This window comes from Martinezella hainanensis (genome assembly GCF_900094555.1).
Taxonomy (GTDB): Bacteria; Pseudomonadota; Alphaproteobacteria; order Rhizobiales; family Rhizobiaceae; genus Rhizobium; species Rhizobium hainanense.
Map to the genome: position 1 here is coordinate 1 of NZ_FMAC01000020.1, position 15990 is coordinate 15990.

Below are 15990 nucleotides of genomic sequence, written 5' to 3' on the forward strand. Positions count from 1 at the left end.
TATCTTAGGTGATACTATTCATAAGGCCGCTATGAAGCAGTTTACTTTTCCGACATGAACCGTGCCGCCGGGGAAATTCTCGAGACGGCACTGATCGAGCCGGTCGCGCTCACCAAGCGCGGCAAAGCAAAAGCTGGCGATACTGGCAGCCGAAGCCTATGATCGGCTGAAAGGGCGACCGCAAGCGCAGAGCTATCGGCTGGAGGATGCGCCGGATGACATCCATGACGAATTGATGGAAGGCATCGACGCGATCCTCGATGGGCCGCATCGCGATGCTTGAGGGGGGACAGACCGTCCGTTTCCATTATCTGTGGGCGCGCCAGGCACAGGTCGGCGAGGAACCCGGCCGCAAAGCCTGTCAGGTTTGCATCGTCGCGCACACGCCGGGCAATCCCGACGCAATCTATCTGTTTCCGATCACCTCGCAGGAGCCACGGCCGGAGCGTGTCGCCCTCTCCTTTCCCGAAATGGAGTACCGCCCGCCGGGCAGGCCTTTCCCCCCTGTTGGATCACCCTCGATGAATATAACCGCGTCGAGCTGGACGAGGCTTTCGGCTTCGAGTCAATTAGGCCGATCGGCAATCTGAGTGCAGCTTTTCTCGAAAGGATCGCAGCCGTAGCGAAAAGGGCTTCAGCAAACCAATCACTAAAGAGCGTCATTCGCTCATAGCTTCGATCCGGTTGCCCGCGATACGGCAAGGGGGAACTCGCGCAAAAGGGTATCAGCCGCTGGCGGGGGCAGAGCTATAATCTCCTGAACCACACCTGGATTCCTCGCCTGCCAATCAGGGGATCGATCAAACGCCCTACACCAGCAAGCGGGAAAAGGAGTGAGCATCCAGCATGCTCAAGCCCATACTCTACTAAAGCGCCGACGAAGAGAGGCAAGTAGGCCTCACCGCATCAAATAGCCTTAAACGGCGAGCAATAGTGTTCCATCATCGTCGCGCTCCTCTTTCGTCGCCTATCGAAAGTACGGTGGGCGCCTCTGGCGGCGGCGAGATCCTTAAAGGTCAGCATTTCAGAAAACCGCCAAACCTGCTCGGATCGTCCACGGCAGGCCGCTTTGTGCTCTACGGAGGAAAGATCTATGCGTGCCCAAAACCCTCTCACTCCATCTCAGTTGGGGCCAGCGCTGTGTGGTCGCAGGAAAGTGGAAACAATCAGCGCCCCATGTTCGCAAGCTTCCGATGAGGCAACTAGAGAAGCCTATGAGCGTGGAGGCGTCGCCGGTATGCGTGAAAAGCCGGGTGAAGAAAATCCCTATCCTATAGGAAGCCTACTCGCGAAAGCCTTTGAACACGGTTATCTCGATGGGCAAAAGGCGCATCGATAGCCCAAGATCCATCGGAACGAGCGATTGGCTTCAAATAGCTGGCCCGGGAGCGAATCTCGAGATTCGCATCCTGACTTATGTTGCCAGCAATCATAGGGGCTCCATGCAGACGCCGGGTAGCACATCAAATGAATTCTATCATCAATCTGGGGTTTTCTCTCGCCGAGGAGGTGCGTCCTTAATCAGAGGGACGGCTTTTACACGAGAGCTATAAGCGGTCCGAGAGAGGCACTTCGATATCAACAAACGCACTTCGAATATGAATCGTACTAGCTCCGCTGGTGACCGTTTGATTCAGTTGACGGATGTTGCCGATACGCTCCGGAAGCGGTCGATGGTTGAACAAGCCGGCTCGTTCCAGGGTGGCGAATTCAAGCGCTTCGAAACTGGGCTATGGTGCGGGCCGATGAACTCGGCCGTACAGATACTGTTGATCGTTTCGGCGAGACATTGTCATAGCTATCTCCGACGCTGCCGAGGCATATTCGATTTCTGCCTCGGCTGATGCTCTAAATACCTGCTATACTTGTGCAGCTTTCCGTGGGCTCTGGTTAGTAGCGGTAGTGACGGTGATGGTGGTGATGACGGTGCTTGTGCCAACCGTAATGATGACCGCGCCAGTAATGGCTCCGGTAGCTGCGATGCGATCCCCAATTGTGAGGCCGGTGATGTCGCGGGCCATGCCAGTGGCGATGGTGATTATAACGGACCGTTTGAACGGATGACTGGACCTCCGGCTTCGTCATATTCATCATTGGTGCAGCTGATACAGCGCCCGCACCGATCAACAGGCCGGCACTCAGAAGCACCGTAAGGAGACTTTTAAAGATTTTCATAGCGAACCTCCATTCATGTCATCATCCTGAAACTGAGTGGCTGAACAAAGCATGAATGGTTGCCGCGCCCACCTTCCGCCGAAAATGTTCGACCAAACGCGGGCTTAAGGAATAGCAGCGAAAACCGGAGTTTGCTTCAGGCAAATTGAATGGAGCAGCGGATTTCAAAGTTCAGGCACAATGCGCCTGACCAGCGCGCACTGGTGGGCAGCGGCCACACCGCTACCATTTGCAGCTTTTTCGGCTTGCAGGCCACTCGATCCAGAGATGGGCGTGGGAATACCTAAAGTTCCACGCGAAATGCGCAGGTAATTTCGCCACAGACGAGCAAGCATGCTTGGATGCCGGTGACACCGCAACGCGATGCCCGCATCAGGGTTCGTCTCGAACTGGAGTTCTGCGTGGAACGTATGGCCCGCCCTGTTCGCAGGTAGAATCTATCCCTGCGCAGTCCGCATCAACGTATTCGGCCTCACGTCATGCCACGGCCAAGACGGATATCCGCGCTCAGAGCCACAATAATCAACACGGTTTCTATGAATCATTTCCACGCCTGGGCGTTCCGAACGCCGATTGACTGTCAGGCTATCTACAATCCTTCTCGCAAACCCGGCAATCCTAGGGACGTTGACAAGGGCGAGCCGGTCACACTGTTGACCTGATTAAGCCCCGCGGCCCATGCACAAGCAAAACTGAAATAACAAACGCCCCCAATTCGAGATATTCCAAAAATCCTTCTAGGATATCCTTGTATTCAATCATGCGGGCCAAACGCCCTCGCGATCGGCAGGCGCATTTTCGGCTTGTCTGATGTCAGGCGCGCCGATGATCGCGCGCCGCTACACCGAGTCAGTCAACCGAAATAACGTCACCCGTTCGCCGATCGATCACAACTTTTATATCATCGCCATCACGATCAACGCCCTGTATAATAAAGACGTTTCGTCTGCGGGCAACATCGTCCACGTCCTCCAAGCCTTGGCTTCGCGCTATGCGAATAGCCTCGCGCTCGGTAATACCCATGTCCCGAGGCGGTGGCGATTCTATTCCGGGATTAACCCGTACGCCGCCTGGGCCGATTTCGATGCTTTGTGAAAACGACGGCGTCGCTGACATGATTGTCGCAACCGCAATTGCCGCTATCGCAAAATTCCTGACCATTGGACTATCCTGAAAGTTTGAAATAATACTGACACTTAGCTCCTGCGCAGTTTCAAGGCAAACATAAAGGGGAGAGTTTGCCTATTTTGACAGGCGCCAGCTCTGACTCTACCAGCGACCTACCTTGCCATCCGCGCGAAACGACGATTACTAGCTGCTTTGATCGCCGCTCTCATCAGCGGCACTGGCCTGCTCCTTATCCTCAATCAGGTCCGTCAGCTTGCTAACGCCTTCGAAACCTACAACGGCTGCTGCCACTTTAGAGAGGAATCCGGCGTCCGGGTCGGCGGCCTTCAGCGCGTCCTCTGCAGCGACGGCGCCAGCAACTTCTTCTATTATCTTTCCAATGCCCATGTGATTTCTCCCGGTTCAAAATGGCGTAACTAGAGACCCAATCACGGCACTCATTGGTATAATTCGATTTACACCTTCTGCGAGTGCCGTGATTGGGGTTATATGCGCGTTGAGAAAATCAATTTTACTTCGCGGCAGCCGTCTTGCACTGCTCGCGGAACTTCTTGCGATCCTTGCCATGCAAACCCTTGGCGTCGGCATCTGCTGAGCATTTCTTGGAAATCGCCTGCTTCTGTGCATCGGTAGTTACCGGCTTTGTAACCTTGGTCGTAGCAGCCGTCGGCTTCGTCGCCGTAGTGGTTGTCGTAGCAGTGGCTGGCTTGACCGTAGTGTCGGTTGTTGTCGCAGTCGACGACGCTGCAAAAGCTGAACCAGAGAATGCAAGCAGGCCGGCAAGAGCAAGAGCGTAGGTGATTTTCATGTATAACTCCGAAAGTTAGGGGGGCCTTAGCGGACGAATACAGTTCTGCACTCCGCATCTGAACCAGATATGAATAGCTGAAGCGATGTGAAACCATGCCCGCAGCTCGATCTTGCCGCAACCAAGCCTCGGATGATTGCCCCGCAAGCTGTAAACGCGCGATCCCTGACTTGCTTTTAGTCCACCTCGGCCAGGCTTTCGACGAGCGATGAGAGTGTAGCCTGATGAGAGGCGACAGTTGCTGGATATCTTGAACCAACTGCCCGCTTTTGTCGGTCATGATGTAGGCAATGCACGCATCAGTCAGACGTAATATGCCACGCTCGATGAGCACGGTCCGGGCGATTTGACGAAGAGCGTCGGCGCATACACAACCTGTCAATGACTTCCGTGAGATTGCAACCTGTACCTTGGATAGCATTTCTGGCACAATTCTCTTGCCCAATTGGGATTAATTGGCGCCATCTTTATAGCCCGCGCTTTGCCCCGGAGTATCCGCCGTCCGACGCCTTTTCTATAACATGCCACACGCGCTTGGTATGATCGCCTTCACCCGTCAAGCTTCTGGGACGCGGCAGCAGGTGTCGACGGTATGTTTTTAGACGCGGAGATCAGCCGATGCAGAACTACAAAAGACTTTCCGACGATGACTTGTTACTTGCAATCGACAGAGCCGAGGCGGCAATTGAGGGCAGCGCGTAGTCATCGCACAGCTCGGAGCGGCCGCTAACGGGTTTCAGGATTCAGCCGAGCATCGACAGTGCCTCAACACACACCTCAAGATGAAAAGAGACGCTCATCGCGAGGTAGTCTTTCGCAAGCCATTACATAGGATCAGGATGGAAAGACACGGTCATTCCACGCATCGTTAGCCAACGTTGACACCCCTCAAATTTCGCGTTACATATAGTAACATAAAATCAAAGAGCAACCCTATGTCTCCGCGAGTTTATCGCCAGTCGGCGCGCGCCAGTGCAGTTCTGGATACCGAGCAGCAGATCGTCGACGCCTTGACCACGCTCCTCGCAGAGCGCTGGTTTGACGAGATCACTCTCGACGACATCGCCGCAGCGGCCGGCACCACACGCCAAACCGTGATACGGCGTTTCGGTAGCAAAACCGGCGTGCTCAGCGCCATGGCGGCTCGGATGGATGCTTCGATCCGGGCGGGGCGTTGGAGCATGCCCGCAGAAAGCGTGGCTGATATCGTCGCGCTCCTGATGGACGACTATGAACGCACCGGCGACATCATCGTGCGGACACTTGGACAGGAAGCGCGTATTCCCGAATTCGCTGCCGTCCTCGATGGCGGACGCAAAGGCCACCGCGAGTGGATCGCGGACATGTTCAAGGCTTGGCTCGACCAACTTGATGGCCAAGCCCGCCAAGATCGGCTCGCGCAATTGTTGGTTCAGACCGATGTTTGGATCTGGCATCTGTTGCGTCGGGCACAAGGATATTCGGCGGCAGAGACACATCGACTTATGACGCAAGCGATCGAGCGCCTGTTGCGTGAGGACAAGATGAACTGATCCGGCCTCCATCGAGAAGGACCACGGCAATGATAAAGACGACAGATGAGGGGCCACATCTGCATATCCTGGTGGTCGGATGGGAAGGCGGCGGCAATGTGCCACCGACGCTTGCGGCAGTGCGTGCCCTCGTCGGCCGAGGCCACGACGTGCGCCTTATCGCCGACGACACGATGAAAGCGGAGGCGATCGAGGCCGGAGCTCGATTCCTGCCATGGAAGCGCGCTCCGAACCGCCCGGATCGCACCTTCGAAAGTTGCTTCATTCGTGACTGGGAGACCGCCGATCCCCTGGCCGGATTCCAAAGAGGGTGCGAACGGATCTTCGTCGGGCCAGCACAAGCCTATGCCGAGGATATTCTCGAAGCGCTGGCAGCGGAGCCTTCCGATATCCTTCTCGGCTCGGATCTATTGTTCGGCAGCATGCTCGCGGGCGAAATTGCGAAGGTTCCGACCGCCCTGCTTGCAAGTAACATCTCGCTCTGGGCCCTTCCTGGACATCCGCCATTCGGTCCGGGCTTTCAGCCTGCCCGATCGGCGACGGACAGGGCGCGCGATGCCGAGGTTTCGGCGATGGTGGAGCAAATATGGGAGGGTTTCCTGCCTTGCCTCAACGCCGCTCGTGCTCATTTCGGCGTCGCGCCGCTAACACATGTTTACGAACAACATTTGAGCGCTGGCCGTCATCTCCTTGCCACCAGCAGCAGCTTCGATTTTCCGACCGAGCATCTGCCGAATCGTGTGCGTTATGTGGGGCCGCTGCTGGAGATGCCAAGTTGGGCCAACAAACGCTGGGCGTATGAACCGGCGCGCGCAACGAGGCCACTCGTGCTGGTGTCGTTTAGCACCACCAATCAGGGGCAGGCCGATGTGCTCCAGCGGGTGATATCCTGTCTAGCCGAGGAGCCGATCGAGGTGGTCGTTACCCTTGGCAAGGCGCTCGAGGGACTTCGTCTTCAATCGGCCGCGAATGTCACAATTCTTCCGAATGCGGTACATGACGACATCCTAGTCAAAGCACGCGCCGTCGTCACCCACGGCGGGCACGGTACGATCATGCGATCGCTGCACCATGGCGTCCCTCTCGTCGTTCTCCCGATGGGGCGCGATCAAAACGACAATGCCGCCCGCGTGGACTATCACGGCGTGGGCGTGCGCCTCGATCCTTCGATAGCACCGCAAATGCTCAGCGAGGCCGTGCGGCGCGTCCTTTCCGAACCGAGCTTTGGCGAGCGGGCATTGGCACTTGGGCGTACCATTGCTGAGGAAGGCCCGGGGGCCGCACGGCTCGTCGCAGAAATTGAGGACTTCGTAAAAAGGTCTGCCCAAGGAGCCCTGTCCGCCGCGTAATTGACACCGCCGATCGCGGCAGGAACACAGCGATTGGCACCATGTCAAACCCACTCTTCCTGCCCAACGCCGTTGCCTCTCCATCGGCGAACGAAGGAGTTTTATGCCCATTTGCCTCATGGGCAAGCATCCGGATCATCACTCGAGGGGAACCACGTCAACGAAGCGCCTTCTGACAGCATAGCAGCATCGGAAATTTCGGAACGCCCATCAAAAGGAAAACAAGGGATGACAAGCGCCTCTTCAAGCGAAAATGGAATGACCCTGACGTCCGGCCAACTGGACGCCTATCTCGCAAGGATCGGAGTGGATCGGCCGGCTTCGCTCGATGTCGAGAGCCTGTCGAGGCTTCACCGCGCCCATCTCATGGCCTTCACTTGGGAGGCGCTGGATGCATTCATGGGATGGCCGTCCTCGATCGCACCATCCGTCGCCTTCGCCAAAATGGTGGAGGGCAAGCGCGGCGGCTGGTGCTATGAGATGAATGGTCTGTTCGGCGCGGCGCTCGCAGCGCTCGGTTTTCGAGTGACGCGCTTATGCGGCGGCGTCAATCGTGAAATGATAGGCGATGCCGCTATCGGCAATCATCTCACTCTGCGTGTCGATCTTGACCGGCCGTACCTTGCCGAGGTTGGCTTGGCGGATGCCATCGTCGAACCCGTACCGCTTGCCGTCGGGCCAATCAGCCAACGCGGCTTCGATTTCTCGATCTTGTCGACGCCCGACGGGTGGCTACGCTTCAAAAACCATGCGAATGGCCTCGCACACAGCTTTGATTTTCGACCAGATCACAGCGACGAGGCCGCCATTGCCGCTACATTTGGCTGGCTGACCCAGGATCCTGGTTCACCGTTCATAAGCGCTCTTGCGATCCTGCGGCATACTTCGGAGGGATATGTCGCCCTGAAGAACGATTGCCTAAGCAGCGTCACGGCAGACAGCGTTTGCGAGCAGCGTATCACAAGCGCGGGTCATCTCGCGGACACATTCAATACGGTCTTCGGTCTCGATCTTCCCAAACCTGGCCACGTCTGGGAAAAAATTCAGAAGGTCAGCCGCAGCGAAGTCGCCTGAACGGGCGTCTCTTACCAGCTCGCCAAGCCGGCCAGCTACTCGCGAGCCGGCTGCCACAAAGTCGCTGCACTCCACTTCGTAACTCACAGGGCCGTGCTCGCCGCGACAGATGGATCAGCCCTAAAAGCCTGGAACTGGCGACCTTTGATTGTGTTTGCCGGAAGTCGCGAGAGATCCACGATACCCTAGTGAAATCGAGGTGTCATGATCTGATCCGTGAATCATCATCTGAGCCGCCGACGATCATTGGGGGCGGCCACAAAAACATTTAGTGCGTCGCGCAAGGAGCCAGCGAGCCTATACGATGCCGCGTTCACGGAACTTGCGCCGACCCCGTTTCAAACGCCCTCCAAACCTTCAGCCATCTTTCACTGGGCCAGGTCTCGGTTAACTAGCTGCCGCTCTTTCAACGTAGCGCAGGATTCTCGTTACCGTCGATCGGCTAACGCCAGCCTCTCGTGCTATATCATCGGTTGATTTGCCATCAGCTTTTAAGCGCAGAACGTTTTCGGATTTACGTCTCATCATGGCGGCAGACGGATGATTTAATGAGATCATGGCCGTCGAAACAATATGTCTGCCGGCCGACATTTCGAAAAGCTCCCGATCAACAGGCATTGTGACATCCTCCTTCAAATCACTGTCGACAGAAAGAATGACGCCAGCTTCAGACTGAGTAAATTCCCATATAAGCAGTATGTGAGCTAAGCCAACTTTACGATGCCACGGTCAAAATGGGCAGAACGTATGTGTCAATCGTCAGAATGCTTGTCCGAAAACGGCTCGCATTTTCCACTTGATTGGTTTGCTCTAATGCAACGAGCTGTTTTAATAAAAGCTCATCGCGGACGACCGAAAACTTCGATTGCTCCCGAAGGGAAACGAACCGCAGCCAGACCGGATCGCCTCCACCCGTCGAGTGGCTCACGCCTACGGCCGATGGGGCAAGGATGTTCATCCGGCTGGATTGAACTATGGCGATTGCTTTTCGTATGAAGTCGCAAAAGAGCATGATTGTCCGCTGCTTTATGTGGGCGAAGATTTCGCTCAGACTGACGTTCGGCGGGCTCGTTAGCACCTCTTCTCAATCGAAACAGGCGACCTGACTGGCAGCTGAAGAGCCGTGGAGCTTCCGGCTCACGGTCTATGGCTCTTGAAAGGATACGAGCCCGCGACTGCTCACTTCTCTCTAGATTTCACTCAGCTTTGCATCTCGTCGCGACCATGCCTGGATGTGGATGTCGCAAATTCGCCAATGAGTTCTCAGCCACTGAATGGATCAGTCTCAACTGCAATCTGGGTCAAAGCGTTGTGAAACTGAACACGCTAACCCCGGCCTGCACCCTTGAGACACGGCCACCGATGCACACTGATGCACCTTCAACCGAGAAGGCCATGCCGTCGCCAAGCCTGACGCAGGTGCCGCCAGGTATTCGTCAGCGCTTGAACGCCACCCCGTTCAAAACCTTCCGTAGGGAACAAATACCTTCCTCGCATGTAAAATCGCGTTCAGAGCGATTGCGACCAAGGTAACCGCGGCCAGAAGCAGAAGATAGCCACCGATGGCCCGATAAACGAGCACGCCCAAGATGCCACCGAGAAGGAATGAAAGGATCGTGTAAAGATGCAATCTGAGCTTGCCCAGATTGTGCCGCGCCTCCGAAACCTGCTCACGGCCGCGCAAAGCATCCAGGGCAATGGCCAACTCGATGCCGATATCCGTTGCCATCCCGGAAACATGCGTGGTGCGAACCCTGGCATCAGAGATGCGCGTCACGACCGCGTTTTGAAGCCCCATGAGGAATGCAAGTCCGAGAACGAGAACCGGAGCGCGCCAAGCAGCAAGCAACCAGAGATCTGCGCATCCGAGCGCGGCGAGTAACACGGCCTCGGTCAGAATACTGTAAGCATAGATCGCATGCATATTGCGACGGCGGCCTGCGTTGATAATCAGCGTCGACGTCGCAGCACCCAGGATGAAGGCTACGACGATTCCTCCATAAAACAGGCTCGACAGCCATTGCCCCACGGCAAGATGATCGGACAGCGTCGATACATTGCCCGTCATGTTGGCCGAGAAGAAGCCGACGGCGTAGAAGGCCGCCGCATTCAATGTGCCGGCGATTGCTGCCAGGCAAGCCGCCAGCCGGCGGTCAATTTTCTCGTTGCGATGGGTGCCTTGTCTTACAAGCATGCGAGCGACTTCTGGCGGATACGGATCGGGGACATCGGAAGCCTTTGCTCTTTCCCGGATTTCAGGCCGAACATCTTTCCGAACCTGAACCAGAAACCGTCGAGCTCTCCTCCATTCTCGGCGTTGCGAGATTGGGTTGCGGCGATTCCTACGAAGGCCAACTGTCCGAAATGATGACGATTTGTCTTACTACTCGGCAGGACATTCTCACAAGTGAGCTTTTGGCTTTGTGTGAAGATGCCGCATCATAAATGTGATTTGATACATCAGTAAGCATGCGCTAAACTGCTAACATCAGAGCTTATGAAGCATAAGTGATGGTTCTGCCATGATCACTGCCGCACAGATGCGTGCCGCCAGAGCCCTTCTTGGTATAGATCAGCGCCAACTCGCGGAATTGGCGGGGGTTTCCGTTCCGACAATCCAACGAATGGAAGCAAGCCCCGACGTCGTGCGCGGCAACGTCGATTCCCTGATGCGATTGCTGGCGGCTTTAAACGAAGCCGGCATTGAGGTGATCAGCGAGGGCGTCGTCAGCCAGGATGGGGGGCGCGGCGTCAGGCTGAAGACCAAGCGATCGGAGAGCGGAGTGCCTGGATTGCCCGGACGAGGAACGGGACCTCGCTCATGATCTCCCTGGCCGCGATCCTGCTGTGCTCGGTCTCCCTGTTTGCAACGGCAGCCCTTGCGGTCTGCATCGCCCGATCGAAACAGGCAACGAAGCTCACCTATGGCCTAAGCTTCTGTCTGTCGGCAATCGCGTTTGCCGCAGCGATCGGCGCGCTCGTAACGATGGCTTCTCCCGACGCCATATCCACGCTCGTGCTTCCGATCGGCCTGCCGTGGCTCGGCAGTCATTTTCGTCTGGATGCGCTATCCGCCTTCTTTCTGACCGTCGTCAATTTCGGCGGCATGCTTTCGAGCCTGTATGCGCTCGGCTACGGCCGCCACGAACATGCGCCGCACCGGGTGCTGCCGTTCTTCCCGGCCTTTGTCGCCGGCATGAATCTCGTGATCCTTGCGGATGACGCCTTCACCTTTCTGATGTCCTGGGAGTTCATGTCGCTCGCCTCCTGGGCGCTCGTGATGGCCCATCATCGCGATACCGGCAACAGGAAAGCGGGCTATCTCTATATCGTCATGGCGAGCTTCGGCACGCTCACTCTCCTGCTCGCCTTCGGTCTGCTTGCGGGACCGGACGGCAATTACAGTTTCACCACGATGCGCGCCGCCGACCATGCGCCGCTGACCTCGGGCCTCGTGCTCGTTTTGCTGTTGATCGGCACTGGATCCAAGGCCGGGCTGGTGCCCTTGCATGTCTGGCTACCGCGAGCGCATCCGGCCGCCCCCAGTCATGTTTCCGCGCTCATGAGTGGCGTCATGACCAAAGTCGCGGTGTACGGCTTCATCCGCGTGGTCTTTGATCTGCTCGGCGCGCCGGCCTGGTGGTTCGGTATCATCGTTCTGGCGATCGGCGGCATCACCGCGGTTCTCGGCATTCTGCACGCGCTGATGGAGAGCGATCTCAAGCGTCTGCTTGCGTATAGCACCATTGAAAATATCGGCGTCATCTTCGTCAGCCTCGGTCTGGCGCTTGCGTTCAAGGCGAACGGCATGGGGCTGGCGGCGGCCCTCGCTCTGACCGCGGCACTCTTCCATGTTCTGAATCATTCCTTCTTCAAGAGCCTGCTTTTCTTTGGCGCCGGCGCGATGCTGACGGCAACCGGGGAACGGGACATCGAAAAACTCGGCGGGCTCATTCATCGCATGCCGGTAACGGCCGTGTTCTTTCTCGCAGGCTGTATCGCAATCTCGGCTCTTCCTCCCTTTAACAGTTTCGTTTCCGAATGGCTGACGTTTCAGGCCGTCCTGCAGAGCCCGGCCCTGCCGCAATGGGGCTCGAAGCTCCTGGTGCCGGCCGTAGGCGGCCTGCTCGCCCTTGCCGCCGCCCTCGGCGCGGCTTGTTTCGTCAAGGTGTTCGGCGTGACGTTTCTTGGCCGTCCGCGCAGCGTGCTGGTCGAACGGGCAACGGAGGTCGATCGCTTCTCGCTTGCCGCCATGTCGGTTCTGGCTTTCCTCTGCCTTGCTGCCGGTATCCTGCCGGGGGTCGTCATCGATACACTCGCACCGTTGACGCTCTCTTTGATCGGCGAGCGGATGCCGGTGCAAACGGATATTCCATGGCTGTCGATCGTGCCGATCGCCGAAGCCCGTAGTTCCTATAACGGCTTGCTCGTTTTCCTCTTCATCCTCTTTTCGGCGTCGTTCACGGCTTATCTGGTCCACCGCTTTGGCTCCAGATGCATCCGGCGCGCGCCGGCCTGGGATTGCGGCTTTCCGCTCAGCAGTCCGGCAACGCAATATACCGCCAGCAGTTTCGCCCAGCCCATCAGGCGCGTTTTCGGCACGCTGATCTTTCGCGCTCGCGACCGGGTCAACATGCCGCCGCCCGGCGATCTCCGACCGGCGCGGTTCGCGCTGGAAATGCATGATCATATCTGGGAAGGCCTCTATCTACCCATCGTCGGCGCCGTTGGCTTTGCCGCGGAAAAACTCAACTATCTGCAGTTTCTGACAATCCGGCGCTATCTGAGCCTGGTTTTCCTCACGCTCGTCCTGCTGCTTCTGGTCCTGGCACTATGGACATAATCTTCGCCCTTTTCGCCCAAGCCCTCCAGATGTCGCTCGTCGTGCTGCTTGCGCCGCTGCTGACGGGCGTTGTGCGCATGTTCAAGGCGCGGCTGCTGCGCCGTCGCGGACCCTCCGTGATCCAGCCCTATCGCGACCTTGTCCGGCTTCTGCGCAAGGAGGCAGTGGTGGCGGAAAACGCATCCTGGCTGTTCAGAGCAGCACCTTACCTGATCTTCGCCGCGACCTGGGTGGCTGCCGCCATCATCCCGACCTTCGCAACCGGCCTCCTCTTTAGCTGGACCGCGGACCTGATCGCCATCATCGCACTGCTTGGCAGCGCGCGCTTCTTCCTGGCGCTTGCCGGCATGGATGTCGGCACCAGCTTCGGCGGCATCGGCTCGAGCCGCGAGATGATGATTGCGACGCTCGCCGAACCGTCGATGCTGCTCATCATCTTCACGCTCGCCCTGGTCGCCGGCTCGACCCAACTTTCCGCCATCGCTGCCTTCATGACCTCGCCGCAGGTGGGGTTGCGCGTGTCGCTGGCGATCGCCCTCATCGCCCTCGTCATGGTCGCGATCGCCGAAAATGCCCGTATCCCCGTCGACAATCCGGCGACCCATCTGGAATTGACTATGGTGCACGAAGCCATGGTGCTCGAATATTCCGGACGGCACCTGGCCATGATCGAGCTCGCGGCATCGCTCAAGCTGTTGCTCTATATTTCGTTGATCGCCTGCCTTTTCGTTCCCTGGAAGCTCGTCGCCTTCGGGGCCGGGCCGCTTGCCTACCTGATCGGATTGTTTGCCTATCTCGCCAAGTTGGCAGGGGGCGGCGCCTTGCTTGCGCTGTTTGAAACCGCGACCGCCAAGATGCGCGTGTTCCGCGTGCCGGAATTCCTCGGTGCAGCGCTGATGCTCGGTCTGCTCGCCGCGCTGCTGCGTTTCGTGTCGAGGGGGCTCTGATGACCGGGTCGGTCTTCGATATCGCCCACATGCTTGCCGGTGGTCTGGTGCTCGTCAGCATGATGATGCTCTATCAGGACCGTCTTTATGCGCTGCTGAACGTCTTTGCGCTGCATTCGCTGGTGCTGACGCTGTCGGTTGCCTGGCAAGCCCTCATCCAGGATGCACCGCATCTCTTTGTAACGGCGGCGATCGCTCTCATTTTCAAGGCGATCATCATTCCCGTGGTGCTGCATCGCATGATCCGCCAGCTCGGCATCCACCGCGAGATTGAGACTGTCGTCGGCATCGGCCCCACCATGCTCGTCGGCCTGGGACTGGTGGCCCTCGCAACGGTGGTCATGCTGCGGGTGACACCGTCGGCCGATCCGATCGCACGCGAAGATCTTGCCTTTGCCCTATCGGTCCTGCTGCTGGGACTGCTGATCATGGTCACGCGCCGCAATGCCGTCAGCCAGGTCGTCGGCTTCATGTCGCTGGAAAACGGATTGGTGCTGGCGGCGACCGGCGCCAAGGGCATGCCGCTGGTGGTGGAGATCAGCGTCGCCTTCTCGATCCTGATCGCCTTCATCGTCATCGGCGTCTTCCTGTTCCGCATCCGCGAGCGCTTCGACACGGTAGACGTCCGGGCGCTCGACGATTTCAAGGGGAGACGACGCAAATGAACGCTCCCTCCCCCTCCATCCTCGGCTTCGACGCGGTGACGGCCGTCCTCGTTGTTCCAATCGCCGCCGCAGCCCTTCTGACACTCCTGCCCGGCTACCGCATGACGGCGCGGCTGAACATGGTCGCAAGCCTTTTGACGCTGCTTGCAGCGCTTTTGCTCTTTGCCAGCGCGCGGCCGCCACCGGGCCGATACCTGCTCGTGGACGATCTCAATATCGTCTTCATCGTCCTGAATGCCTTCGTCGGCTTCACCACCAGCATCTTCAGTGCCGGCTACATCGCCCATGAGCTTGAGATCGGCCGTCTCACGCCCGCCAACCTGCGATTCTACCACGCGATGTATCAGGTCATGATGTTTGGTATGAACCTAGCGTTCGTGTCGAACAATATCGGCCTCATGTGGGTGGCGGTGGAGCTTGCGACGCTGACCACCGTGCTGATGGTTGGCATCTACCGCACCCATGAGGCACTGGAAGCAGCCTGGAAGTATTTCATCCTCGGCAGCGTCGGTATCGCTTTCGCATTGTTCGGCACCATCCTCGTCTACCTGGCCGCTCAGGCCGTCGTCGGCACCGGCTACGACGCCATGATCTGGACGACGCTGGTGGAACACGCCGCCGGCTTTGATCCGGCTCTTCTCAACCTCGCTTTCATCTTCCTGCTGCTCGGCTACGGCACCAAGGTCGGACTTGCGCCGCTGCATGCCTGGCTGCCGGACGCGCATGCCGAGGGGCCGACACCGATCTCGGCGGTGCTTTCGGGTCTTCTGCTCAATGTTGCGCTCTATGCCGTTTTGCGTTTCAAGATCGTGCTTGCCGCCAGCCCGGAAGCCATCAGCCCTGGGCCGCTGATGATGACGATGGGGCTTGTCTCGCTGATCTTCGCCGCCTTCATGCTCTACCGCCGCCGTGACATCAAACGTCTGTTCGCCTATTCCTCGATCGAACATATGGGCATCATCGTCTTCGCCTTCGGCCTGGGCGGCTCGCTCGCCAATTTTGCCGGCCTGTTGCATATGGTCATGCATTCGCTGACCAAGTCGGCAATCTTCTTCGCCGTCGGTCACATCGCCCAGATCAAGGGGACGCAGAGGCTTTCGGCCATTCGAGGCCTCACCGAGACGCATCCGGGGCTCGGCTGGGGGCTGCTGGCCGGTGTAATCGCCATTGCTGGCCTGCCGCCGGCCGGCATTTTCATGAGCGAGTTCCTCATCGTCAGCTCGACCTTCGCGAAGCAGCCGCTGCTCGCCATTCCGCTTGTCTTCGGGCTGCTGGTCGCTTTCGGCGCTCTGCTGCTGCGATTGACGGGAGCGATTTTTGGTCAACCGCGCGGCAGCACTGCCCCGGCCGAAACGTCCTACTTGCCGATGTTTCTGCATCTCGCGCTGGTACTTGGAGCCGGAATCTATCTACCGCCGCCGATGGTTACCTGGTTTCAGCATATCGCCAATCTTCTTCGATGATGCGAG

Annotated in this window: 13 protein-coding genes and 2 pseudogenes; 10 read left to right on the forward strand and 5 right to left on the reverse strand. The window is 57.9% G+C overall.

Annotation, left to right across the window (positions count from 1 at the left end):
- Positions 1–1547 precede the first annotated feature (1547 nt).
- A pseudogene (locus GA0061100_RS35310) lies at positions 1548–1818 on the reverse strand (hypothetical protein); the annotation flags it as partial.
- Between the two features lie 1182 nt (positions 1819–3000).
- On the opposite strand from GA0061100_RS35310, the gene GA0061100_RS35315 reads away from it, so the two are divergent.
- The gene (locus GA0061100_RS35315) at positions 3001–3270 is read left to right on the forward strand and encodes a hypothetical protein (RefSeq protein ID WP_244558015.1); all 270 of its coding nucleotides are present in this window, start codon (positions 3001–3003) and stop codon (positions 3268–3270) included.
- Between the two features lie 216 nt (positions 3271–3486).
- Here GA0061100_RS35315 and GA0061100_RS32505 read toward each other — a convergent pair whose 3' ends face one another.
- Both GA0061100_RS32505 and GA0061100_RS32510 read right to left on the reverse strand, forming a co-directional pair.
- Entirely contained in the window at positions 3487–3690 is a 204-nt protein-coding gene (locus GA0061100_RS32505; protein WP_075856989.1) for a hypothetical protein, read from the reverse strand.
- Between the two features lie 124 nt (positions 3691–3814).
- Positions 3815–4111, reverse strand: coding sequence for a PsiF family protein (locus GA0061100_RS32510; protein ID WP_075856990.1), 297 nt, complete (start codon positions 4109–4111; stop codon positions 3815–3817).
- 1010 nt (positions 4112–5121) lie between these two features.
- Between GA0061100_RS32510 and GA0061100_RS32515 the strand changes: the two genes are divergently transcribed.
- From GA0061100_RS32515 to GA0061100_RS32525, 3 genes are all read left to right on the forward strand, one after another.
- Positions 5122–5643 (forward strand): TetR/AcrR family transcriptional regulator, encoded by a 522-nt coding sequence (locus GA0061100_RS32515; RefSeq protein WP_244558016.1) that lies wholly within the window; start codon positions 5122–5124, stop codon positions 5641–5643.
- A 29-nt stretch (positions 5644–5672) separates the two neighbouring features.
- The gene (locus GA0061100_RS32520; protein WP_075856992.1) at positions 5673–6992 is read left to right on the forward strand and encodes a nucleotide disphospho-sugar-binding domain-containing protein; all 1320 of its coding nucleotides are present in this window, start codon (positions 5673–5675) and stop codon (positions 6990–6992) included.
- Positions 6993–7220: 228 nt separating this feature from the next.
- On the forward strand, positions 7221–8066 hold the full coding sequence (locus GA0061100_RS32525; RefSeq protein WP_075856993.1) for an arylamine N-acetyltransferase family protein: 846 nt from the start codon (positions 7221–7223) through the stop codon (positions 8064–8066).
- A 387-nt stretch (positions 8067–8453) separates the two neighbouring features.
- Here the strand turns inward: GA0061100_RS32525 and GA0061100_RS35500 are convergent, their stop codons facing one another.
- Positions 8454–8684 carry a helix-turn-helix domain-containing protein gene (locus GA0061100_RS35500; RefSeq protein WP_075856994.1) on the reverse strand — a complete coding sequence of 77 codons (231 nt, stop codon included), beginning with the start codon at positions 8682–8684 and terminating at the stop codon, positions 8454–8456.
- Positions 8685–8970: 286 nt separating this feature from the next.
- Here GA0061100_RS35500 and GA0061100_RS35325 point away from each other — a divergent pair.
- A pseudogene (locus GA0061100_RS35325) lies at positions 8971–9141 on the forward strand (type II toxin-antitoxin system VapC family toxin); the annotation flags it as partial.
- 384 nt (positions 9142–9525) lie between these two features.
- Here GA0061100_RS35325 and GA0061100_RS32540 read toward each other — a convergent pair.
- Positions 9526–10260, reverse strand: coding sequence for a YoaK family protein (locus GA0061100_RS32540; RefSeq protein ID WP_075856995.1), 735 nt, complete (start codon positions 10258–10260; stop codon positions 9526–9528).
- A 328-nt stretch (positions 10261–10588) separates the two neighbouring features.
- Between GA0061100_RS32540 and GA0061100_RS32545 the strand changes: the two genes are divergently transcribed.
- Genes GA0061100_RS32545 through GA0061100_RS32565 form a run of 5 tightly spaced genes read left to right on the forward strand, consistent with a single transcriptional unit; the run spans position 10589 to position 15984 of the window.
- A complete protein-coding gene (locus tag GA0061100_RS32545; RefSeq protein WP_075856996.1) occupies positions 10589–10891 on the forward strand; it encodes a helix-turn-helix domain-containing protein in 303 nt (100 codons plus the stop codon).
- Positions 10888–12909, forward strand: a complete 2022-nt coding sequence (hyfB, locus tag GA0061100_RS32550; protein ID WP_075856997.1) for a hydrogenase 4 subunit B — start codon at positions 10888–10890, stop codon at positions 12907–12909. Before GA0061100_RS32545 ends, hyfB begins: the two co-directional genes overlap by 4 nt.
- Entirely contained in the window at positions 12900–13856 is a 957-nt protein-coding gene (locus tag GA0061100_RS32555) for a respiratory chain complex I subunit 1 family protein (protein WP_075856998.1), read from the forward strand. Before hyfB ends, GA0061100_RS32555 begins: the two co-directional genes overlap by 10 nt.
- Positions 13856–14521: a hydrogenase-4 component E gene (locus GA0061100_RS32560; protein WP_075856999.1), complete on the forward strand. Its 666-nt coding sequence runs from the start codon at positions 13856–13858 to the stop codon at positions 14519–14521. Before GA0061100_RS32555 ends, GA0061100_RS32560 begins: the two co-directional genes overlap by 1 nt.
- On the forward strand, positions 14518–15984 hold the full coding sequence (locus tag GA0061100_RS32565; protein ID WP_075857000.1) for a hydrogenase 4 subunit F: 1467 nt from the start codon (positions 14518–14520) through the stop codon (positions 15982–15984). Before GA0061100_RS32560 ends, GA0061100_RS32565 begins: the two co-directional genes overlap by 4 nt.
- Positions 15985–15990 lie beyond the last annotated feature (6 nt).

Coding starts and splice junctions, on each gene's coding strand:
- GA0061100_RS32560 (WP_075856999.1), top strand. CDS start 13,856: ATGACCGGGTCGGTCTTCGATATCGCCCACATGCTTGCCGGTGGTCTG.
- GA0061100_RS32540 (WP_075856995.1), bottom strand. CDS start 10,260: ATGCTTGTAAGACAAGGCACCCATCGCAACGAGAAAATTGACCGCCGG.
- GA0061100_RS35315 (WP_244558015.1), top strand. CDS start 3,001: ATGATCGCGCGCCGCTACACCGAGTCAGTCAACCGAAATAACGTCACC.
- GA0061100_RS32525 (WP_075856993.1), top strand. CDS start 7,221: ATGACAAGCGCCTCTTCAAGCGAAAATGGAATGACCCTGACGTCCGGC.
- GA0061100_RS32555 (WP_075856998.1), top strand. CDS start 12,900: ATGGACATAATCTTCGCCCTTTTCGCCCAAGCCCTCCAGATGTCGCTC.
- GA0061100_RS35500 (WP_075856994.1), bottom strand. CDS start 8,684: ATGCCTGTTGATCGGGAGCTTTTCGAAATGTCGGCCGGCAGACATATT.
- hyfB (WP_075856997.1), top strand. CDS start 10,888: ATGATCTCCCTGGCCGCGATCCTGCTGTGCTCGGTCTCCCTGTTTGCA.
- GA0061100_RS32520 (WP_075856992.1), top strand. CDS start 5,673: ATGATAAAGACGACAGATGAGGGGCCACATCTGCATATCCTGGTGGTC.
- GA0061100_RS32505 (WP_075856989.1), bottom strand. CDS start 3,690: ATGGGCATTGGAAAGATAATAGAAGAAGTTGCTGGCGCCGTCGCTGCA.
- GA0061100_RS32545 (WP_075856996.1), top strand. CDS start 10,589: ATGATCACTGCCGCACAGATGCGTGCCGCCAGAGCCCTTCTTGGTATA.
- GA0061100_RS32510 (WP_075856990.1), bottom strand. CDS start 4,111: ATGAAAATCACCTACGCTCTTGCTCTTGCCGGCCTGCTTGCATTCTCT.
- GA0061100_RS32565 (WP_075857000.1), top strand. CDS start 14,518: ATGAACGCTCCCTCCCCCTCCATCCTCGGCTTCGACGCGGTGACGGCC.